The sequence below is a fragment of the Streptomyces sp. NPDC002888 genome (genome assembly GCF_042888465.1).
Taxonomy (GTDB): Bacteria; Actinomycetota; Actinomycetes; order Streptomycetales; family Streptomycetaceae; genus Streptomyces.
The window spans coordinates 99,945-119,698 of the sequence record NZ_JBIAPU010000016.1; the positions used below are offsets into that span (position 1 = coordinate 99,945).

17 protein-coding genes are annotated in these 19,754 nt (G+C 69.4%); 10 read left to right on the forward strand and 7 right to left on the reverse strand.

Annotation, left to right across the window (positions count from 1 at the left end):
• Positions 1-22 precede the first annotated feature (22 nt).
• Positions 23-898, forward strand: a complete 876-nt coding sequence (locus ACFYWX_RS25550) for an NmrA/HSCARG family protein (protein ID WP_389426418.1) — start codon at positions 23-25, stop codon at positions 896-898.
• Between the two features lie 254 nt (positions 899-1,152).
• Entirely contained in the window at positions 1,153-1,662 is a 510-nt protein-coding gene (locus tag ACFYWX_RS25555) for a MarR family winged helix-turn-helix transcriptional regulator (protein WP_389426419.1), read from the forward strand.
• Between the two features lie 339 nt (positions 1,663-2,001).
• Here ACFYWX_RS25555 and ACFYWX_RS25560 read toward each other — a convergent pair whose 3' ends face one another.
• Complete coding sequence (locus tag ACFYWX_RS25560) at positions 2,002-3,603, reverse strand: alpha-L-rhamnosidase C-terminal domain-containing protein (RefSeq protein ID WP_389426420.1); 1,602 nt, start codon at positions 3,601-3,603, stop codon at positions 2,002-2,004.
• 431 nt (positions 3,604-4,034) lie between these two features.
• On the opposite strand from ACFYWX_RS25560, the gene ACFYWX_RS25565 reads away from it, so the two are divergent.
• From ACFYWX_RS25565 to ACFYWX_RS25585, 5 genes are all read left to right on the forward strand, one after another.
• Positions 4,035-5,669 (forward strand): family 43 glycosylhydrolase, encoded by a 1,635-nt coding sequence (locus ACFYWX_RS25565; protein ID WP_389426421.1) that lies wholly within the window; start codon positions 4,035-4,037, stop codon positions 5,667-5,669.
• 280 nt (positions 5,670-5,949) lie between these two features.
• Positions 5,950-7,728 carry an RICIN domain-containing protein gene (locus ACFYWX_RS25570; protein ID WP_389426422.1) on the forward strand — a complete coding sequence of 593 codons (1,779 nt, stop codon included), beginning with the start codon at positions 5,950-5,952 and terminating at the stop codon, positions 7,726-7,728.
• Between the two features lie 227 nt (positions 7,729-7,955).
• On the forward strand, positions 7,956-8,387 hold the full coding sequence (locus ACFYWX_RS25575) for a 4-oxalocrotonate tautomerase family protein (protein WP_389426423.1): 432 nt from the start codon (positions 7,956-7,958) through the stop codon (positions 8,385-8,387).
• Positions 8,380-9,417: a zinc-binding dehydrogenase gene (locus tag ACFYWX_RS25580; RefSeq protein WP_389426424.1), complete on the forward strand. Its 1,038-nt coding sequence runs from the start codon at positions 8,380-8,382 to the stop codon at positions 9,415-9,417. The genes ACFYWX_RS25575 and ACFYWX_RS25580 overlap by 8 nt, the downstream gene beginning before the upstream one ends.
• Positions 9,418-9,488: 71 nt before the next feature.
• Positions 9,489-10,163, forward strand: coding sequence for a PaaI family thioesterase (locus ACFYWX_RS25585; RefSeq protein WP_389426425.1), 675 nt, complete (start codon positions 9,489-9,491; stop codon positions 10,161-10,163).
• A 16-nt stretch (positions 10,164-10,179) separates the two neighbouring features.
• On the opposite strand, the gene ACFYWX_RS25590 is transcribed toward ACFYWX_RS25585, so the two are convergent.
• Positions 10,180-10,566, reverse strand: a complete 387-nt coding sequence (locus ACFYWX_RS25590) for a winged helix-turn-helix transcriptional regulator (protein WP_389426426.1) — start codon at positions 10,564-10,566, stop codon at positions 10,180-10,182.
• Between the two features lie 133 nt (positions 10,567-10,699).
• Here ACFYWX_RS25590 and ACFYWX_RS25595 point away from each other — a divergent pair, with 133 nt between their 5' ends.
• Complete coding sequence (locus ACFYWX_RS25595) at positions 10,700-11,353, forward strand: FMN-dependent NADH-azoreductase (RefSeq protein WP_389426427.1); 654 nt, start codon at positions 10,700-10,702, stop codon at positions 11,351-11,353.
• Positions 11,354-11,456: 103 nt separating this feature from the next.
• On the opposite strand, the gene ACFYWX_RS25600 is transcribed toward ACFYWX_RS25595, so the two are convergent.
• The 4 genes from ACFYWX_RS25600 to ACFYWX_RS25615 all read right to left on the reverse strand — a co-directional run bounded on the left by ACFYWX_RS25600 (position 11,457) and on the right by ACFYWX_RS25615 (position 16,417).
• Positions 11,457-12,083: an NAD(P)-dependent oxidoreductase gene (locus tag ACFYWX_RS25600; RefSeq protein WP_389426428.1), complete on the reverse strand. Its 627-nt coding sequence runs from the start codon at positions 12,081-12,083 to the stop codon at positions 11,457-11,459.
• A 175-nt stretch (positions 12,084-12,258) separates the two neighbouring features.
• On the reverse strand, positions 12,259-12,840 hold the full coding sequence (locus ACFYWX_RS25605; protein ID WP_389426429.1) for a TetR/AcrR family transcriptional regulator: 582 nt from the start codon (positions 12,838-12,840) through the stop codon (positions 12,259-12,261).
• Between the two features lie 188 nt (positions 12,841-13,028).
• Positions 13,029-14,489: an amino acid permease gene (locus tag ACFYWX_RS25610; RefSeq protein WP_389426430.1), complete on the reverse strand. Its 1,461-nt coding sequence runs from the start codon at positions 14,487-14,489 to the stop codon at positions 13,029-13,031.
• A gap of 269 nt (positions 14,490-14,758) precedes the next feature.
• Positions 14,759-16,417, reverse strand: a complete 1,659-nt coding sequence (locus ACFYWX_RS25615; protein ID WP_389426431.1) for a PucR family transcriptional regulator — start codon at positions 16,415-16,417, stop codon at positions 14,759-14,761.
• A gap of 195 nt (positions 16,418-16,612) precedes the next feature.
• On the opposite strand from ACFYWX_RS25615, the gene ACFYWX_RS25620 reads away from it, so the two are divergent.
• A complete protein-coding gene (locus ACFYWX_RS25620; RefSeq protein ID WP_389426432.1) occupies positions 16,613-17,035 on the forward strand; it encodes a DUF350 domain-containing protein in 423 nt (140 codons plus the stop codon).
• A 152-nt stretch (positions 17,036-17,187) separates the two neighbouring features.
• Here ACFYWX_RS25620 and ACFYWX_RS25625 read toward each other — a convergent pair whose 3' ends face one another.
• On the reverse strand, positions 17,188-17,829 hold the full coding sequence (locus tag ACFYWX_RS25625) for a superoxide dismutase (RefSeq protein WP_389426433.1): 642 nt from the start codon (positions 17,827-17,829) through the stop codon (positions 17,188-17,190).
• Between the two features lie 237 nt (positions 17,830-18,066).
• Between ACFYWX_RS25625 and ACFYWX_RS25630 the strand changes: the two genes are divergently transcribed.
• Positions 18,067-19,719: a purine-cytosine permease family protein gene (locus ACFYWX_RS25630; protein WP_389426434.1), complete on the forward strand. Its 1,653-nt coding sequence runs from the start codon at positions 18,067-18,069 to the stop codon at positions 19,717-19,719.
• Positions 19,720-19,754: the final 35 nt, after the last annotated feature.

Genomic DNA, 19,754 nt, shown 5'->3' on the forward strand with positions numbered 1-19,754 from the left:
AGCGACCGAGAGGACGTGTGCCATGCCCACCGACAACTCCGGGGGGACCATCCTCGTGCTGGGTGCGACAGGCAACCAGGGCGGTTCGGTGGCGCGGGAACTGCTCCGCCGGGGCCGGCCCGTGCGCGCGCTGACGCGTGATCCGCAGTCGGCGAAGGCCCGGGCGCTGGCCACAGCCGGCGCGGAGGTGGTGGCGGGAGACCTCGACGCCCCGCAGTCGCTCGACGCCGCGCTGAGCGGGGTCCACGGCGTGTACAGCGTCCAGACGATCATGGGCCCGGGCGGCATCGAGAGCGAGGAGCGCCAGGGCCGGGCGGTCGCGGACGCGGCGCTGCGCGCCGGGGTCGAGCACTTCGTCTACGGCTCGGTGGGCGGCGCCGAACGCGGCAGCGGCGTCCCCCACTTCGAGAGCAAGGGCCGGCTCGAGCAGTACTTCGCCGAACTCAAGCTGCCCGCCACGGTGTTGCGCCCGGTCTTCTTCATCAACAACTTCGCCTTCACCGGCCCACAGCGCGTCGGCGACGGGCTGGTCCTCGCCCTGGGCCTCAAGCCCGACGTCACCTTGCAGATGTTCGCCGCCGAGGACATCGGCCTGTTCGCCGCGGACGCCTTCGAGAATCCGCGGCAGTACGTGGGCCGCCAGGTGGAACTGGCCGCGGACGAACTGACCGGCCCGCAGATGGCCGAGGTGTTCGAGAAGGTCTCGGGCCTGCCCACCCGCTTCCAGGAGCTGCCCATCGAACAGGTGAAGCAGTTCAGCGAGGAGATGGGCCTCATGTTCGGCTGGTTCAACGACCAGGGATTCCGGGCCGACCTCCCCGCCCTGCGGGCCCAGCACCCAGAGCTGACCACCCTGGAGTCCTGGGCCAGGCGCGAGTGGACCGTCCCTCCCCAGTAAGCGGCCCTCCTCCCCCGCACCCAGCGGCCCGACTCACCCCGAGTCGCGCCGTGTGCGTTCATCCTCCGGTACGGCCGACGACGCCGGCGGTCTCGTCACGCCGCCTCGTCCACCGACGGCCAGGGCGCGGGACCGGCGGGTGCACCAAGGCCAACGCCCGCACGATCCGGTTTAGCCATTGGCCGACCAATGGAAGAAGGGTGAGATGATCGTGCGTGACACGACACCACGCAACGCGGGAGGAACAGCCGAACATGCCGCCGACATCCGAACCGGTGCAGGGCAAGGAAGACGTGGTTCCCACCGTCGCCGACGCCCCGATGAGCGAGGCCATCTTCCGCGCCGCTCGCGTCCACCGGATCATGGCCGGCACCCTCCTGCGCGAGACCGGGCTGTATCCGGGCCAGGAGCTGCTCATGATGCAGCTGTGGGAGCGCGGCGAACAGCGCCAGGCGGACCTGATCAAGACCCTGGGCCTGGATCCGTCCACCGTCACCAAGATGCTTCAGCGCCTGGAACAGTCCGGCTTCGTCACCCGCAGACCCTCCTCGCGCGATCGCCGGGCCGTCGTGGTGAACACCACGCGGGCGGGTCAGGCCCTGCGCGACCGGGTGCTGCAGGCATGGCGCGACCTGGAGCAGGTCACCGCACTCGGCCTCACCGGCGAGGAGTACGACCAGGCGATGCACCTGCTCGCCCGGATCGAGGCGAATCTCACCGGTACGTCACCCGTTCCCGACGACGACGCTCCGGCCGCCTCCTGACCGCCGGGCCGACGCGGAACCGGCCCCGGCCCCGGACATTCGGACGGCTGGACAGCACCGCATTGTGTTGCCAGGTGCCGTGGGCCCGGGCGATGCCGTGTGCTGATGCCCTTCGACGATGGGTGGCGCGGTCGGCTACTCACCAGGTCGCGGTGTTCGAGTGGCCGAAGGCGCCGACTTGGCGGGGAGGACTGCCTTCTGTGTGCAGTTGCCGTCCTGATCCACCTGAAGTGTGGATCAGGAGCCCACGGCAAGCACGTCACTGGATGCGGATCTCGGCCAACTGCAGGCGGTAGCGGGTGGATTCGTCGGAGGCGGGGGCGCCGAGTCGGGTGGCCTTCAGGCGCAGATGGCGGCCGGTGGCCGAGGTGAGGGTGTAGGTCTGGGCGGTGCCGTTGGGTTGGCACCGGTCACGCTGGTGAGCTTGCCGTCGGTGAGCCGGCTTCTGCCCCAGTTGCTGTTCTCCAGGCTGTTGTTGCTGGAGACGGACCTGCCCAGGGCCAGGTTGTCGAGACGGCCCGCGCCGGTGACGGTGAAAGTCCACGTGCCCGGCTGGAGCGTGAAGTAGACGTAGGAGGTGTCCTTGCTCGCATACGTCAGTCCGCTGACGTTTCCGGTGGCAGAGCCGCCCGTGTAGACGGTGGTGCCGTTCACCTGGATGACGGGCTGGGATCCGCCGTAGGTGGGCACGCCGACGCGGGCCGTCGTGCCGCTCGGCGAGGTGAGGGTCAGGGTCACCTTGTCGGCGGCCCGGTCGATGCCGAAACGGATGTCGCCCCTGACGGTGGGTGTGACGGTGTTGACCTTCGTGAGGGTGCCCGTCTGCGGGATGACGTCGTACGTCGTCCAGCCGGGCTTGGTCGGGCGGACACCGGCGACGTAGGCGGACAGTGCGTACAGCGGGCCGCCGTTCCAGGCGTGGTTGTCGGTGCCGGCGGCCTTGCCCCACAGCTCCCACAGCGTGTAGCAGGTGGGGTCGGCGACCTGGGCGGCGAAGCGGTTGCGCATCCGCTCCTCGGCGACGGTGGCCGCGCCCATGAGGTACAGCGCCTCCAGGACGTAGAACTCCATGTAGGGGCTGGCGTTGAGGTGCGTGCGCAGCACCTCGGTCACCGCCCGGTGGCGGGAGGCGGGAGCCAGGCCCGCGACCACGGCGAGGGCGTTGGCCCGGTCGTCGGTGTCCTTGGTGTAGCCGGGCGAGCGGTACTCGTTCTTCGAGGCGTTCCACAGGACACGGTCGAAGTCACCGCACCGGCCGGAGCGTCGACCTTCAGGTACGGAGTGACCTGGATGTTGGACGGCAGGGTTGCCGAGATGGCGGTGGAGCCCCGGCCGGTGGACGGCAGCGACGAGGCGTTGGTGTAGGACTTCAGGCCGGAGTAGCGGAACTGCGGGATCGGCCGCTCCACCAGAGCGTTCCAGGGCGCGACGCCCACGGCGCCGAAGTCGGTGGGCGCGCTCCAGGCGCTGTCGTCGAAGCCTTAAGGACTCCCAGCCGGTCATCGCGGTGGCGTTGCGGGCGTCGTAGTAGACGTTGGACTCGGGAAGCCGGGAGTTGACCTGCGTACCGCTGGTGTTGTTGGAGTAGCCCGGGTGGACGGTGTGCTTCCAACTGGTGTCGCTGACCAGCCGGGCGGTGTTCGAGCCTGTGGTGATGTCCGACTGGAACAGCAGGCCGCCCTTGCCGCTGCCGTTGTGCGAGAAACCCTGCTTGCCGAAGTACCACACCAGCAGCGCGACCGTGTTGTTGCCGCTGGTGAGGTACGGGCCGAGGTCGACTTCGTCGTAGTAGGTGTCCGTGCGGTTGGGACCGCGCTTGAGCTGGCCGTCGAAGACGACCAGCGTGCCGTTCACCCACAGCCAGTACTTGGAGTCCGCCGCGATCCGCGTCACGGCCTTCGACGGCGCCGACGCCAGGGCGAACGATCTACGGAACGCCACCCACTGGTTCGACGTACTGGACGGAGCCCGGATCCACTTCGCGCTCCAGGCACCGCGACGGACGCCGTGGAAGCCAGCCCGGGGAGGACGAGAGAACCCAGGGTGGGACGAGGGCCACGCATATGGCGGAACACAGGGCGGACCGCCGGGAGATGTGCTGCATCGGGGGGCCTTCCATGATTGAATCGTTTCAATCGCGTGCTTGCAGGCGCGATCCTCTGCCGCCGGGCAGGTGCTGTCAATGCTTCGCGCACAGATGAATGGCCGGCCAAGGGTGGTACGCGGACGGTCGACGCCGCGCGACTCGCGGCGATGCACCCTGCACATTGCGTGCGAACGTGTTCGACAGTACGGTCCTCTGCGATCAAGGGTCTTTGCTGGTAGAGCCATCGCGGCCAGGGCCTTCGGGGTTCGAGAGGCGGACGAGGCGTATGCGGCAGCGAAGCAACCGGGTCATTCACAATCCGGTCCTGGCCGGTTCGCACCCGGACCCGTCCGTGCTGCGGGTCGGCGACGACTTCTACCTGGCGACCTCGACGTTCGAGTGGCACCCCGGCGTACGACTGCACCACTCCCGGGACCTCGTGAACTGGCGACCGCTCGGTGGGGCCCTGGACACCACACGTCTCCTGGACCTCACCGGCTGCCCCGACTCGGGCGGCGTGTGGGCCCCCAACCTCACCCACGTGGACGGCCTGTTCCACCTGGTCCACAGCAACGTCTCCACGTACGCGGGCGGCTTCACCGACAGCCCCAACCGCCTCACGACGGCCCCCTCGATCCATGGCCCCTGGTCCGACCCGGTGCCCCTGCACGCGCGGGGCTTCGACGCGTCCCTCTTCCACGACGGCCCCGACAGCTGGCTGCTGAACCTGGTCCACGACTGGCGGCCGGGCCACGGTGGCTCGGCCGGCCTGGAGGCGACCCGCTACGACCGCGGCGCGTGCCGCCTGGTCGGCGACCCGGTGCGGATCGCGCTGCCGCCGCAGGCCGGCTGGATCGAGGGCCCGAACCTCTACCGCCGTGGCGACTGGTACTACCTGCTGACCGCGGACGGCGGCACGGGCTACGACCACCAGGTCACCGTCGCCCGCTCCCGCACCCTCACCGGCCCCTACGAACGGAACCCGCACGGCCCGCTGATCACCGCCCGCCACCACCAGGACCTGCCTCTCCAGAAGGCCGGACACGGCAGCCTGGTCGAGACCGGGAAGGGCGAGTGGTACCTCGCCTATCTCGTGGCCCGGCCCCAGGGCCGCCAAGGCCCGTGCGTGCTCGGCCGCGAGACCGCGCTGGCGCCGGTCACCTGGACTCCCGACGGGTGGCCGTGTGTCCCCACTGGTCTGCCCGGGCTGGAAGTTCCTGCTCCCGACCTGCCCGCCGACGAATCCGACAGGTCCTTGGCCGACATCGACGAGGTCGACGGATTCGACCACCCGGCCCTCGGGCCGCAGTGGTCCACACTGCGCCGCCCCGCCACACCCGACTGGGTCACCCTCACGGCCCGCCCGTCCCACCTCCGGCTGCACGGTGGCCACTCCCCGCAGAGCCTGATCGCCCCCAGCCTGGTCGCCCGCCGGGTGACGTCCCACGACGGCGCGTTCGAGGCGACGATCGAGTACAGCCCACGATCCTTCCAGCACCTGGCCGGGATCACCGCGTACTACAACACGCGCAACTGGTATTTCCTGCACGTCACCGCGGACGACGAGGGGCAGGCGGTCCTCCGAGTGGCACGCTGCGACCGCGGCGCGCTGACCGTGGAGGAAGCCGACGGGATCCCCCTCGGCGCCACCCGCCGCCTCCGCCTCGGCCTGGACCTCCGGGGACCCGTCCTGCGCTTCCGCTACGCCACCACCGCCACCGCCACCGGTCACGACTGGCATCCCATCGGCCAGGCCCTCGATGCCACGGTGCTGTCCGACGAGCACGCCGAGGAGTTCGAGGACGGCCAGATCCGGGCCCTCGGCTTCACCGGAGCGTTCGTCGGACTGTGGGCCTGGGACCTGACCGGCGGCGGCCTGGCGGCCGACTTCGACGACGCGTCCTGGCGGAACGTTCCCTGAACCGTAGGGCGCCCGCCGTCCGACGCCGCCCGGGAACCTCGGGCGCCCACGCGAGGTGCGCTGTCTCAGCGGCTGCCCGGGCGTGACGAGTGTGCTGCGCAACGGCCGCGACGCCTCGGTCTCCAGGACGTCCTCGCATTCGCTGTCACGGATGCGTTCCGAACTCTTGACGAGGCCCGCATGCCTGCGTAGACATGACTGCGCTGTCATGACTGCGCAGTCATGCAGGCAGGCCACGTCTCTGGGAGAGACCATGCAGAGAAGAAGACTCGGACGAGCAATGGGAACCTTCGTCGCGGCGTCCGCGATGCTGGCGATCCCCGCGTCCACGGCACGGGCGTACAACCCGACGGGCGGGATTCTCTACCAACTCGGTAGCGATCCGTGCCTGAAGGGGCGTGGCAACTGTGCGATCTACCCGAAGTCGGCGCAGTTGCCCAGCGGTCGTCTGGTGGCGTCGTTCGAGAAGTCCACTGTGGTGCCGGAGACAGGGAGTGCCGACAAGCAGACTCTCCCGGTCTACAAGAGCGACGACCGCGGAACGACGTGGCAGCCGCTGTCCGAGGTGAAGGCTCCGGCGCACATTTCCAGCGACCCGCAGTACGCGAAGTACACGAGCAACTGGACCAACCCGTATCTCTACGTGCTTCCGCAGGACGTCGGCAACCTCAAGCAGGGCACGCTGCTTCTCGCGAGTGTCGTCTCGGGCGACGACTACTACTACAAGGAGCACAAGGCGGCCGACCCGAACTGGACGCCGTCCAACGACGGAGACCGCAAGGACCTGGCGATCGCGCTGTACTCCAGCACCGACGAAGGTGCGACGTGGAAGATTCTCAACGTCGTCGCGACCGGCGGCTGGCAGGGCGGCAGCGCGGGCGCACTCGGCCAGAACATCGCGGGCGCGAACACGAACAAGCAGGCGGACCCCCTCTGGGAGCCGTACCTGATGGTCTACAAGGGCAGGCTCGTCTGCTACTACTCCGACGAGAACGACTACACCGGCTTTGATCCGGCCACCGGCGTGCCGACCCTGGACCCGGCGAACGACACCGCCAGGGATTCGCTCGGCCAGATCCTCGTGCACAAGACCTGGGACGGCCGGAGTGCGCAGTGGAGCGCACCGGTCGTCGACATCGCCGGCCTGACCGAGGACATGGGTGGCGGCAAGTCGGAGATCGGAGGCGGGCGGCCAGGTATGGCGAACGTCGTCCGCACGACGGACGGCAAGTGGCTCCTCACCTACGAGTACTGGGGCGGCGGAGCCAACACCAGATACCGGATCGCCGACGACCCGCTGAAGTTCTACACCGGCTCACCCACCGGCACGGGGGTCAACTCGCTGCCGGTCGACACCGGTTCACACGTTCTCTCGGCCAACGGCAGCCCGGTGCTCATCAGGCTTCCCGGCGGGCGCCTGGTCTACAACGCCGCCGGCAGCGGCAACGTCTGGGTCAACGAGAGCGGGCGCAGCGACGGCGTGTGGAAGGAGTACCAGACGACCTCGCAGGCCGGCTACAGCCGCAACCTGCAGTACGTCGAGGGCACCGGCCGGATCGCGATACTCAACAACCAGGGCACGTCGACGCTCGCCTTCGCCGAGGTCGATCTCGGCCACTCCGACGGCCCCTACTACCAGCTCGTGAACCGTAAGACGGATCAGGTGATCGGCACCGGGAACAAGACCAACGACGCGAACCTCGGCAACGGCGACGTTCCCGACGTCCGGCTGGAGGCCCCGGGCTCGGCGGCGAACGCGGACACGCAGTTCTGGCACGTGGTGACCGAGCCGGGCGGCGGCGTGACGCTGCTGAACAAGTCGGGGGGACGCGCGGCGGCCATCTGGACGGGGAACGCGACCGTCGGCCAGAAGATCGGCCAGTGGGTGGACAACAGCACGACGGGCAGCTGGAACCTCGTCAAGACCAGCGACGGGTTCTACAAGCTGCAGTCCGTCAAGAACACGAACCTGTACCTGACCGGTGCGTCCGCCGGCGCCCAACTGACCCTGCAGAACGCGGTATCGGACGGCTCACAGGACTGGGAACTGGTCCAGTAGGGCCTTGCGACGGCACCCCAACGGGAGCGCCGCATCAGGCGCGGGCCGCCGCTGCCGCCGGCCCTGTCGTCGCACGTCTTCTCGCCGTCCCGCACCACCCCCCTCTGGCTATAACGCTCGTCATAGTCTAGCGTGAGCTGGCGTTATAACGACTGCCATAGTCCGCGAGCGGCCGCCGTGCATGTCCTGCACGGCCGCTGTGCGCGCAGCCGAAGGGAGACCCCGTCATGCCGATGATCCGGCTCACCGTCCCGCACGACGCGCTGACCGAGGAAGGCCGGGGGACCGTCCAGCGCGAGCTGGCCACCGTGCTGCTTCGCTGGGAAGGCGCACCCGACACCGCGTTCTTCCGCGCCCAGGCATGGAGTTACCTCGTCGAACTGCCCGCGGGGGCGCAGACCACCGCCGAGGACGAAGTGCCCCGCTTCCTCGTGGAGGTGACGGTCCCTCAGGGTGCGCTGTCCGAGCGGCGCAAGGCCGGCCTGGTCGAGGATGCGACCAGGACGGTCCTCGACGCCGCCGGGCTCTCCCGGGCCGACGCCCTGCGGGTGTGGGTGCTGGTGCACGAGCAGGCCGACGGCACCTGGGGCGCGGGTGGATCGGTCATCCGCTACGCCGACCTGGTGGCCGCGGCGAAGGGGCAGCAGGCCGATGCGTGAACTGACCTACGTCGCCCGGCACACCGTCGAATGGCGCGAGGCGCCCGACCCCGAGCTCCGGTCCGACCAGGAGGCGATCGTCGCCCCGGTCGCCGCCACCTCCTGCGACGTCGACTCGGCGATCCTCGCCGGGCACGCCACGCGGCGGCAGCCGCACATCAAACACAGCGTGGACCCGCCGTTCGCCCTCGGTCACGAATGCGTGGCCCGGGTCGTCGAGACCGGCGACGCCGTCACCACCGTGACCCCCGGTGACCTGGTGGTCGTGCCCTGGTCCGTCAACTGCGGCACCTGCGACCACTGCCGCGCCGGACTGACCGCGCACTGCACGGCCGTACCGCACATGGCCATGTACGGCGCGCCGATCGGCGGCAGTTGGGGCGGCCTCTTCTCCGACCTGGTCCGCGTGCCGTGGGCCGACGCCATGCTCGTCCCCCTGCCCGCCGACCTCGACCCGGTCGCCATGGCCTCGGCGTCCGACAACTGGTCCCTGTCGTGGCGGCTGGTCGCCCCCCATCTGAAGAACAGGCCCGGAGCCCGCGTCCTGGTCGTCGCCCGCGGCAGCATCGGCCTCTACGTCTGCGACATCGCCCGCGCACTGGGCGCCTCCGAGGTGCTGTACGTCGATCCGGACCCCGCACACCGGGAGATCGCCCGTGGCTACGGCGCCGCCACCGCCGAGACGCTCGAGCCCGTCCGGCACGGCTTCGACATCGCCGTCGAGGCCACCGGGCGCGTCGACCAACTCGCCCTCGCGGTCAGGTCCCTGGCACCGGAAGGTGTCTGCGAGTCCGCGGGCAACCACTTCCGCCCCGGCGAGCTGCCGCTGCTCGACATGTACCTCACCGGCGTCACCCTGCGCATCGCCCGGGACAACGTCCGCGACCACATTCCCGACGCCCTCGACCTCGCCCGCTCCGGCGCCGTCGACCCCGCCCGGGTCGTCTCCCACGTCCTCGACTGGGAGCAACTCCCCAACGCACTCCCCGAGAAGCACCTCAAGCCCGTCTTCGTCCGCGCCGACGGCTGACCGCGTCCCGTCCACGGCTCACCACGCCCCGACCGAGAAACCCGATGAACGCACCACGGACCGAAACCCTGATGACGCACACCGATCCCGCACGACAGACAGCGCAGCAGCTCGACCACCAGCGGGTGGCGATCGCCGCACTCGGCCACGAACTGAGGGCCCTGGTGGACGCCACCGTACGCACCGCGGCCCCGACCGACGTCCTGCACCGTGTGACGGACGGCGTCCGTCGGCTCACCGGGCAGTTGACCGGCCGACGGCGCGCACGAGCGGAGATCCCGGCCGTGGACGAGTTTCCCGGAGGCGTACGGATGTACAGTCCCGTCACCGGTGCCGGCAGCCCCCTCGCCCCGCCCATGCGGGTGGCCCCGGACGGTGGTGGCGTCGTCGGCCGCTGCACCCTCGGCATCGCCCACGAAGGTCCGCCCGGCTACGGTCACGGCGGCATGAGCGCCATGTTGCTGGACGAACTGATGGGCTGGGCCTGCGCCGAGGCCGGGACACCCGGCATGACGGTCTCTCTTCAGGTGCGGTACCACCGGCCCGTCCCCGTGGACACGCCACTGCGGGTGTTCGCCCGCGTCACGGGCACCGAGGGCCGCAAGATCTTCGTGGACGGCTCGATCAGCGCGGAGGAGGACCCGTCGGTCGCCGCGGTCACAGCGGAGGGTGTCTTCGTCTCCCCCGGCCCCGACCGCACCCGCGCCTTGTTCCCGGACGCACAAGGAGCGGCCTCCACCGGTTGACCCTGAGAAGGTGGGCTCAACTCCCGGACCCGTCGGTCGCCCCACCGGGGCATGGCAGCGAGATGCCCCACGCCTCCGGAAGATGCTCGTCGGCCCAGCCCCGCAGCTCTTTCAGCGCCGGCTCCAGGGCTGCGCCGGCGTCGGTCAGCCGGTACGAGACACGCAGTGGCGGGCCCTCGTCCACCTCACGCACGACGAGGCCCGCCGCGCCCAGTTCGGTCAGCCGGTCCGACAGCATGCGTTCGCTGATGCCCGGGATGGCGCGGCGCAGGTCGGAGAAGTGCACGGGGCGCTCCATCAGCACGGCCACGATCAGGCCGGACCAGCGCTTTCCCAGCAGCGCGAAGACGCGCGCGATCGCGCCGTCCACCCTCTTGCAGGGTTCAGTGACCTCTTCCGCCATACCTGGAGTGTACTGCAACCACCATCGTTGATGAAAAAAAGTAAGTAGCTGTGCTATCAATAGGTACACACGGAACGGCAGCGCTTCTGTCGCGTATCACCCGTGCCGTTCCCAGCCCTTTTGGAGATTTCCCATGGCAACGCTGCTGCACCTCGACTCGTCCCTCTTCCCCGAGTCCGCCTCTGCCTCCCGGTCGGTCACGGCCGCCTTCCGCAAGGCCTGGGAGGAACAGCATCCTGACGGCACCGTGATCTACCGGGACCTCGACGCCGACCCGGTACCGCACCTGGACGCCCTCACCGCGTCCGCCGGGTTCGCCGACCCGGCCAGTCGCACCCCCGAGCAGACGGCGGCCTTCGCGCCGCGGCTGAAGCTGATCGAGCAGCTGGAGAGCGCGGACGCCGTGCTCATCGGTGCCCCGATGCTCAACTTCACGGTTCCGTCCACGCTGAAGACCTGGCTCGACCAGGTGATCCTCATGGGCCGCACCGCCATGGCCGAGGAGTCACCGATCAAGGGCACCCCGGCCTACGTCGTGGCCAGTCGTGGCGGTTCTTACGCCCCCGGCACTCCCCGCGAGGGTTACGAGTACGTGCAGAACTACCTCCAGGCGATCCTGGGCGACATGCTCGGCATGGAGGTCGACTTCATCGTCCCCGAACTCACCATGGCCCACTCCAACCCCGCCATGACCGAGCTGATCCCGCTCGCCGAGGCCTCCAAGGCCAAGGCGCACGAGGACGCCGCCACCAAGGGCAAGGCGGCCGCGCTGAAGGCAGCCGCCTGACGCGACGAAGAACGCCGGGCCGCGGCCGTCGCCCGAATCGAGGCACGTGGCCGGGTCGCGGACCGACACCGACTGACCCGGCACGCGCCCGCACCGTGCCGCGTCAGTCGGTGATCACGGGGCTGCGGTGGATCCACTCGCCGCCGTGAGCCGCCTGATGCATGAAGGCGGCCACGTCCGCACGGCTGATCGTCGGGTTGCCCTTCATCGGCAGACGGTCGTCCGCTCGGAACGCGCCCCGGGCGGGGCCGTGGGTCAGGCGGGTCGGGTAGACGACGGTCCAGTCCAGCCCGCTGGAGCGGATGCGCTCGTCAGCGATCACCTTGTCCGCGTAGAGCGACCGCAGCAAGGTGCGGTAGATCAGCTTCTGGCGGCCGCTCGACCAGTCGAAGGTGTGGCCGACACCGAACGACGACAGCCACACCAGGCGGGACACCCCCGCTTCCGCGGTGGCACCGATCACGGCCGCCGAGGCGCGCGTGAAGAGACCGTTCGCGCGCAGCGAAGTGCCCGCACCGAGGGCTGAGATGACGGCGTCCTGCCCGACCGCCGCGGCGGAGACGTCGCGTGTCGAAGTGGCGTCCCCGGTGACCGGTGCAACCCGGTCCGCCAGGTCCCCGAGGGCCGCCGGGTTGCGCACGAAGGCCGTGACCGAGTCGCCGGACCGCAGCGCCAGGTCGACTACATGGCGGCCGGTGGGACCGGTGGCGCCCAGGATGAGCAGTTTCATGGCAGGGGTGACCTTCCGCGCGGGGAGGGGATGGAGGCAGGTTGCAGGCCGCATCACACCTCGACGACAGACCTAATCGGACACCTGTCCACTACGCCTGAAACGTAGCGGACAGCTGTCCGGTCAGCAAGGCACACCTCACGACCTGGCCCCGGGCCCGAGGCGGCGGGCGCCCCTACACCTGCCCGGGAGCACCCGCGCGCAGGCCATCCATGACGATGTCCAGGAGACGGGTGACCTGGGGCCGCCAGTCGCCGTTCGGGTCGATCTGCCAGATGCCGGCGATGGCGAGGATGAAGTCGTCGGCGTGCACACCCGGGCGGATGGTGCCGGCTTCGTGGTTGGCGTCGAGAAGGAGTTCGATGGCGCCGACCACCATTGAGCAGCCGGGCCTCGCGGGGTTCCCCGTCGCGCTGGTGGCCTGGCGCAGAGCGTCGGCAAGACCGGTCTTGGCCATGGCGAACCGGGCGAGGCGGTCCATCCACTCGCGCAGGGCCTGGGCAGGATCCCGTGTCTCCAGCAACTCGGCCGCACTGTCGGTGAGTTGCCGCACTTCGTGGCGGTGGACCTCCAGGACGAGCGCCTCGCGGCTCGGGAAGTTGCGGTAGAACGTGCCCTGCCCGACCCCCGCCTTCTTGGCGATCGCGCTCAGCGGAACGTCCTGCGCACGCGTCAGCTCGGCCAGCGCCACTTCCAGGATGCGCTCACGGTTGCGCTGCGCGTCCGAGCGCTGAGGCGCATCGCTCTTCGGCTCCACTCACCCTCCTCGGGGCCACGTTTCCCAGTACCGGACTACTGTCCACTTGACCCCACTCTAGGGCCCGCGCTTCCAGTGATCTCCTGCCGTGGGGCTCCACGCGATACCTCGCCGCGCACCAGGACGGCGAACGGCTCCCCGCCGAAAGCGGCGGGGAGCCAGAGACGCGGTACGGCGGGTCGCGGCGGTTACCGGACCGCGGCGACCTCCTTGGCGTCGTTGCGGCGGACCCGTTCCCGGACCAGCGAGATCGCGATCACCAGCGCGGCGACGAGCACGGAGAGCAGGACCTGGCTGCGGCCACCGCCCTCGCTGTCGTCGGTGAGCATGTAGACGAGCACGAAGGAGATCATCGCGATCGTCGCCCACGTCAGATACGGGAACAGCCACATCCGGACGACGAGCTTCTCCGGGTTCTCGCGCAGGATGATCCCCCGCATCCGCAGTTGCGAGAAGCAGATGACCAGCCACACGAAGAGCGCGACCGCGCCCGAGGAGTTCAGCAGGAACTGGAAGACCGTGTCGGGCCACAGGTAGTTGAAGGCGACCGCGACGAAGCCGAAGGCCACCGAGGCCAGGATCGCGGGCTGCGGGACACCGCGGGAGTTCGTGCGTACGAAGGAGCGCGGGGCGTCGCCGCGCTGCCCGAGGGAGAAGGCCATCCGGGAGGCGGTGTAGAGGCCGGAGTTGAGACAGGAGAGCACGGCGGTCAGCACGATGAAGTTCATGATCTGCCCGGCGTGCGGGATGCCGATGGAGTCGAGGGCCGCTACGTACGAGCCGTGCTTGGCGATCGAGGGGTCGTTCCACGGCAGCAGCGTGAGCACGACGAGGATCGAGCCGACGTAGAAGATCCCGACCCTCCAGATCACGCTCCTGGTCGCCTTGGCGACCGCCCGCCGCGCATCCGGGGACTCACCGGCGGCGAGGGTGACGATCTCGCTGCCCATGAAGGAGAAGACGACCAGCAGGATGCCGGTGAGGATCGCGCCGGGTCCGTGGGGCAGGAAGCCGCCGTGCTCGGTGAGATTTCCGAAGCCCGTGGCGGTGTGGTCGGAGCCGGGCAGCACACCGAAGATCGCGAGGCCGCCGAGGACGATGAAGCCCGTGATGGCGACGACCTTGATGCCCGCGAACCAGAACTCGAACTCGCCGAAGGAACCGACCGAGGCCAGGTTCGTGGCGGTGAGCACCACCATCACGATCAGCGCCCAGGCCCACTGCGGTACGGCCGGCACCCACCCTTCCAGAATCACGGCACCCGCGGTCGCCTCCACGGCGAGCACCACGACCCAGAAGAACCAGTACAGCCAGCCGATCGAGAACCCGGCCCAGCGACCGAGCGCCCGGTCCGCGTAGGCGGAGAAGGAGCCGGAGGACGGGTTGGCCGCAGCCATCTCGCCGAGCATGCGCATGACGAAGACGACAAGGGCGCCGACCAGTACGTACGACACGAGGATGCCGGGTCCGGCGGCGGTGATACCGGAGGCGGAGCCCACGAAGAGACCGGCGCCGATCACCCCGCCGATGGCGATCATCGACAGATGGCGGTTCTTGAGACCGGCCCGCAGACCTGCCTGCTCCGGGGGCTGACCACCTGCGGGCGGCGTGGCGTCGGGGGGCGCGGAATCGAGGGGACGTGCAGTCATGTCGACATCCATGGGGTGGTTGGGGGGCCTTGTGGGGAGCGGGCGCCCGGGAAAAGCGTTCACGGCGTGGAGCGGATGTCCGGATGCGGTGCTGGTGACGTGGTTGTCACCGCAGGTCCGTGCCTCGCTCCGCCTCCTGGTGGGAGGTGAGCCGTGTCACTTGCGGAAATGGATTTGCGCCAGCGTATGGGGGGCCGGGGGGCGACGTGTTTGTGAAGGGCGACAAACTCACCCTCAATGCCTGTCCGACCGGCCAATGTGGAGTCGGGTCAGGTGGTGGGCGGCGGCAGTCGCAGCTGGAGCATGGCCAGCAGACGCTGGTCAGGACGGCTCAGATCGAGACCGGTCAGTTCCTCGGCCCGGCGAATGCGGTAGCGCAGCGTGTTGGGGTGCACATGCAGCTGGGCGGCGGCCACCCGAACGTCACCGAAGGAATTCAGATAGGCCAGCAGGGACTCGGCCAGTCGGCCCTGGTGCCGGCTGTCGTGCGCCACCAGCGTGGTCAGTCGTGGATCCCGGATCTCGGGGTGGGCCGAGAGCAGCGTCAGCATCTCGCTGACCAGTACCTCCGCCTGGATGTCCGGCAGCGCGGCGACCGCGGTGGAAAGACCGGCGCCCATCATGGCGTCGAGGATGCGATCGGCCTCCCGGCGCGACTCGGGGGCGTGCCCGAGCCCGGAGACCACGCAGCCCACCGAGCCGCGCAGCCGGAGGCCCAGGTGGCGGCGGGCGGCATCGGTGATCTCCTGGCCCCAGCCGCGCAGCGTGTCGGTGTCGATGCTGCGGGGCAGCTGGGGCAGGAGAACGTAGATACGGGGATCGAGCTGGGTGACCAGCGCGCTGCGGTGCCGTGCGGCGATGTGCACGGAGATCAGGTTGGTCACCTCGGCGTGGGTCAGCTCCGGCGCGGCGCCGACGTGGACCGCCTCCGGCGCGGCGGCTCCCGCCGTCCCGTACGAGAAGCCCAGTACGGCGGCCGGGCGGGCGGCGTCGAATCCCAGGTGGGTGGCCAGCGGCTGCGGTCCGGTGCTCCCCTCCAGCAGTCCGGCCAGCAGCGTCCGGGTGAGGGTGAGGTCCTCGGTGAGCTCGCGGCGGCGGCGTACCAGGTGGTGCGCGGCGACCCGGGCGGCACCCAGAAGTACCTGCTCCGAGTGTTCGGACAGGGGCGTCGGGCCCTCCTGAACCCAGATGGTCCCCAGCTGCCGGTCCCCGGACCGGATGGCCACCGCGAGTCGACGGCGGATCCCCAGCTCCGGGTGGCTGTTGATACCGATCACCTGGTCGCTGGAGTGCAGGTGCTGGAACACCCCCCACTCGCGCAGCTTCGCCAGATACGCCTCCGGTCCCTGCCAGCCGAGGATGGAGCGCCGCCGCAGGTCGTCGATCTCGTCGGAGTCGGTGGAGCGGGAGTAGGCCAGCACGCGGTTGGCGACGTCCTCGATGCTGACGATGCCGCTGGTGAGGATGGCGGTGGTCTGGGCGAGCGAGAACAGGTCGCCCTCCTCGGCCCCTTCGCCGGGGTGGCCCGGAGGCGCGTCGTCGAGTGCCGCACGCGCCAGTGCGTGCACCTGCTCCCAGCGCGCTTCGCTGCGCAGGGAGAGCAGAGCCACGCCGGCCTCGGCGGCGGTCTCGCCGAGGGCCGCGGCCTGGCCCGGACCGTCCAGTTTGACCACGACGGCGGCGGCTCCGTCGCGGGCGGCGGCCCGCAGGGCGGGAAGGGCGGCCCGGCCACGGGCACCGATGACGAGGACCAACTCACCCGGCTGGGCAGTCGGAGGGTCCTCGGGGTCCAGCAGGGCAACGCCCAGGATCTCGACGTCCAGCCCGGCGGGAGCGGCCTGCACCTCCACCAGCGAGTCACCCAGCGCCATCAGCAACTGGCGCAGGCTGATGCTCGCTGTGGGCGGAGATACCCCGGCCGGATCCATGAACGTCGCCTCTGCTGGGAACCACGCAGGCCCCCGATGCTATCCGTCCGGCTGCCGGGGAACGAATGAGACGAGGCGCTCGCTTGCTCGGGACTCTCAAGGCGCGCCCATCAGAGGGCCGAACGGGTGCGCTACATTTTGCCTCTCCTTGACCGCGATCAGTGACGATCTCTCACCTACGGAGTCGGCAACTTCATGAGCGACATCGTCAACGGACTCGGGCGGGCCACCGCATACGGCGGCCTCGGCCTGGTTCTGCTGGTCCTCGGCATCGTCCTGGTCGACGTGCTGACGCCCGGAAAGCTCGGCCGACAGATCTGGGAACAGCGCAACCGCAACGCTGCGACGGTGCTCAGCTCCGCGCTGCTCGGTATCGGGGGCATCGTCTTCACCTCCATCTGGACGACGTACGAGGACTTCGGCAAGGGACTGGTGTCGACCGCGGCGTTCGGGCTGCTGGGGCTGGTGATGATGGCCCTGGCGTTCCTCGTGGTGGACCTGATCACCCCGGGGCGCCTGGGCGCGACGCTGGTCGAGCCGGAGCCTCACCCCGCGGTCTGGGTGACGGCGTCCTGCAACCTCGCCGTGTCCGCCATCATTTCGGCCTCCATCGCCTGAAGCCGCATTCTCCGCGCAGGGGCCCACCCACCACCCCACGCCGCAGCAGAAGGGCCCTCGCAAGCAAGTTGCTTGCGAGGGCCCTTCGTTGTGCCGCCTGCCGGTGAAGGTTGAGAAGACGATCACGAGCAGGACATCTGCGGACTACGCCGTCACGGCGCGAGGAGCAGGCTGTCGCCGCGCTCCTTGGCGGCGGCGTAGCGCTTGGCCACGTCCTGCCAGTTGACGACCTGCCACATGGCCTCGATGAAGTCGACCTTCTGGTTCCTGTACTGCAGGTAGAAGGCGTGCTCCCAGGCGTCGAAGACCAGGATCGGGGTGGAGCCCTGGCCGACGTTGCCCTGGTGGTCGTAGACCTGCTCGACGATCAGCCGGCCGCTGAGCGGCTCGTATGCGAGCACACCCCATCCCGAACCCTGCGTCGTGGCCGACGCCTTGGACAGCTGTGTCCTGAAGCTGGCGAAGGAACCGAAGGACTCGGCGATCGCGTCCGCGAGCTCGCCGACGCCGTCCTTCTCCAGCGGCTCACCGCCGCCGTCGCCGGTCATGTTGTACCAGTAGATGGAGTGCAGGATGTGCCCGGAGAGGTGGAAGGCCAGGTTCTTCTCCAGGCCGTTGATCGAGCCCCACGACTCCTTGTCCCGCGCCTCCGCGAGCTGCTCCAGCGTGTCGTTCGCACCCTTCACGTACGCCGCGTGGTGCTTGTCGTGGTGCAGCTCGATGATCTCGGGGCTGATGACCGGGGCGAGCGACGCGTAGTCGTACGGAAGCTCCGGGAGCGTGTAAACCGCCATGTCCAACATCCTTCGGCCTTATTGCGAACGATATGCAGCTGCACGTTAGCAGTAAGAGCGTAGCTTTTTGATCAGGCGTTGGACCTAGGACCTTCTCGTGTCGCTGCGGCCACAGCCCCATCCCGGGAGGAAACAGTCCGTTCACCCCGCAGGAGGCTTCGGGAAACAAGCGGTTTCTAGCGTGTCCACCCCCTCCCCGCGCCCCCACAACACCACCGCGTCCCCGAAGGGTTGGCCATGAGCACTACCGAGTCACGTCTGCCGTCCGGAGCGGCGATTCCGACGGCCGACCAGGCGGTCAAGGAGACCCTGGAGGACTACACCCTCCGCTTCGCGCCCCGTAGTTATCGCCGCTGGACCCCGATGGTGGTGGCGACCACCGCCCTCGGCGGCATCGCCTACATGGCCGACTTCTCCATCGGCGCCGGCATCGGGCTGGCCCACGGCACCGGCAACGCGCTCGTGGCGATCGCCGTCGCCGCGGTCGTCATCTTCGTCACCGGCTTCCCGCTGGCGTACTACGGCGCCCGCTACAACATCGACCTGGACCTGATCACCCGCGGCTCCGGCTTCGGCTACTACGGCTCGGTCCTCACCAGCGTCATCTTCGCCAGCTTCACCTTCATCTTCTTCGCCCTCGAGGGCTCGATCATGGCCCAGGGCCTCAAGCTCGGCCTCGGACTGCCGCTGTGGCTGGGCTACTTGGTCTCCACGCTGATGGTGATCCCGCTGGTGATCTACGGCATGAAGGCGCTCAGCAAGCTCCAGGTGTGGACCACGCCGATCTGGCTGCTGCTGATGGTCGCCCCGCTGGTCTACCTGGTCTCCACCGACCCGGGCACCGTCGACCACTTCCTCGCCTACGCGGGCACCGACGGCGACGGCGGCGTCAACACCGCCTCCGTGCTCCTCGGTGCGGGCGTGTGCCTGTCTCTCATCGCGCAGATCGGCGAGCAGATCGACTATCTGCGCTTCATGCCGCCCAAGACCGAGGCCAACAAGCGCAGTTGGTGGACCGCCGTGGTGATGGCCGGGCCCGGCTGGGTCGTACTGGGCGCGCTGAAGCAGGCCATCGGTGTCTTCCTCGCCGTCTACATCCTGGCCGAGGTCGGCCCGGCCGCCGCCACCGAGCCGATCCAGCAGTTCCGTGGCGCGTTCGACGCGATGATGCCGTCCTGGATGGTCGTCCCGCTCGCCGTCGCCCTCGTCGTGATCAGCCAGATCAAGATCAACGTCACGAACGCGTACTCCGGTTCGCTGGCATGGACCAACTCCTTCACCCGCGTCACCCGGCACTACCCCGGTCGACTGGTCTTCGTCCTGGTCAACCTGGCCTTCGCGCTGGTCCTGATGGAAGCCGACATGTTCAGCTTCCTCAACGACATCCTCGGCTTCTACTCGAACTGCGCGATCGCCTGGGTGGTCACCGTCGCCACCGACATCGGTGTCAACAAGTACCTGCTGAAGCTGTCCCCGCACGCCCCCGAGTTCCGCCGAGGCATGCTCCACCCGGTCAACCCCGTCGGTGTCGTCGCCTTCGTCGCCGCCTCCGGCCTGTCGATCGCCCTGTACTTCCACGCCCTGGGCGACACCCTCCAGCCGTACTCCCCGGTCGCGGCGGCCGTCATCGCGTTCGTCCTCACCCCGCTGATGGCGATCGTCACCAAGGGCAAGTACTACCTGCGCCGCACCGACGACGGCATCGACGAACCGCTGCTCGACGCGGAGGGCAACCCCAGCGCCACGACGTACGACTGCCACGTCTGCCACCAGGCGTACGAGCGCCCCGACCTGACCGCTTGCCGGACCCACGACGCGGCCGTCTGCTCACTGTGCCTCAGCACGGACAAGGTCGGCGACCATGTGCTGCCGGCGCAGCCGTCGACGTGACCTGCCCCGGCTTCGAACGCACCCCGGGGAGTGGC

Coding starts and splice junctions, on each gene's coding strand:
- ACFYWX_RS25550 (WP_389426418.1), top strand. CDS start 23: ATGCCCACCGACAACTCCGGGGGGACCATCCTCGTGCTGGGTGCGACA.
- ACFYWX_RS25555 (WP_389426419.1), top strand. CDS start 1,153: ATGCCGCCGACATCCGAACCGGTGCAGGGCAAGGAAGACGTGGTTCCC.
- ACFYWX_RS25565 (WP_389426421.1), top strand. CDS start 4,035: ATGCGGCAGCGAAGCAACCGGGTCATTCACAATCCGGTCCTGGCCGGT.
- ACFYWX_RS25570 (WP_389426422.1), top strand. CDS start 5,950: ATGGGAACCTTCGTCGCGGCGTCCGCGATGCTGGCGATCCCCGCGTCC.
- ACFYWX_RS25575 (WP_389426423.1), top strand. CDS start 7,956: ATGCCGATGATCCGGCTCACCGTCCCGCACGACGCGCTGACCGAGGAA.
- ACFYWX_RS25580 (WP_389426424.1), top strand. CDS start 8,380: ATGCGTGAACTGACCTACGTCGCCCGGCACACCGTCGAATGGCGCGAG.
- ACFYWX_RS25585 (WP_389426425.1), top strand. CDS start 9,489: ATGACGCACACCGATCCCGCACGACAGACAGCGCAGCAGCTCGACCAC.
- ACFYWX_RS25590 (WP_389426426.1), bottom strand. CDS start 10,566: ATGGCGGAAGAGGTCACTGAACCCTGCAAGAGGGTGGACGGCGCGATC.
- ACFYWX_RS25595 (WP_389426427.1), top strand. CDS start 10,700: ATGGCAACGCTGCTGCACCTCGACTCGTCCCTCTTCCCCGAGTCCGCC.
- ACFYWX_RS25600 (WP_389426428.1), bottom strand. CDS start 12,083: ATGAAACTGCTCATCCTGGGCGCCACCGGTCCCACCGGCCGCCATGTA.
- ACFYWX_RS25610 (WP_389426430.1), bottom strand. CDS start 14,489: ATGACTGCACGTCCCCTCGATTCCGCGCCCCCCGACGCCACGCCGCCC.
- ACFYWX_RS25615 (WP_389426431.1), bottom strand. CDS start 16,417: ATGGATCCGGCCGGGGTATCTCCGCCCACAGCGAGCATCAGCCTGCGC.
- ACFYWX_RS25620 (WP_389426432.1), top strand. CDS start 16,613: ATGAGCGACATCGTCAACGGACTCGGGCGGGCCACCGCATACGGCGGC.
- ACFYWX_RS25625 (WP_389426433.1), bottom strand. CDS start 17,829: ATGGCGGTTTACACGCTCCCGGAGCTTCCGTACGACTACGCGTCGCTC.
- ACFYWX_RS25630 (WP_389426434.1), top strand. CDS start 18,067: ATGAGCACTACCGAGTCACGTCTGCCGTCCGGAGCGGCGATTCCGACG.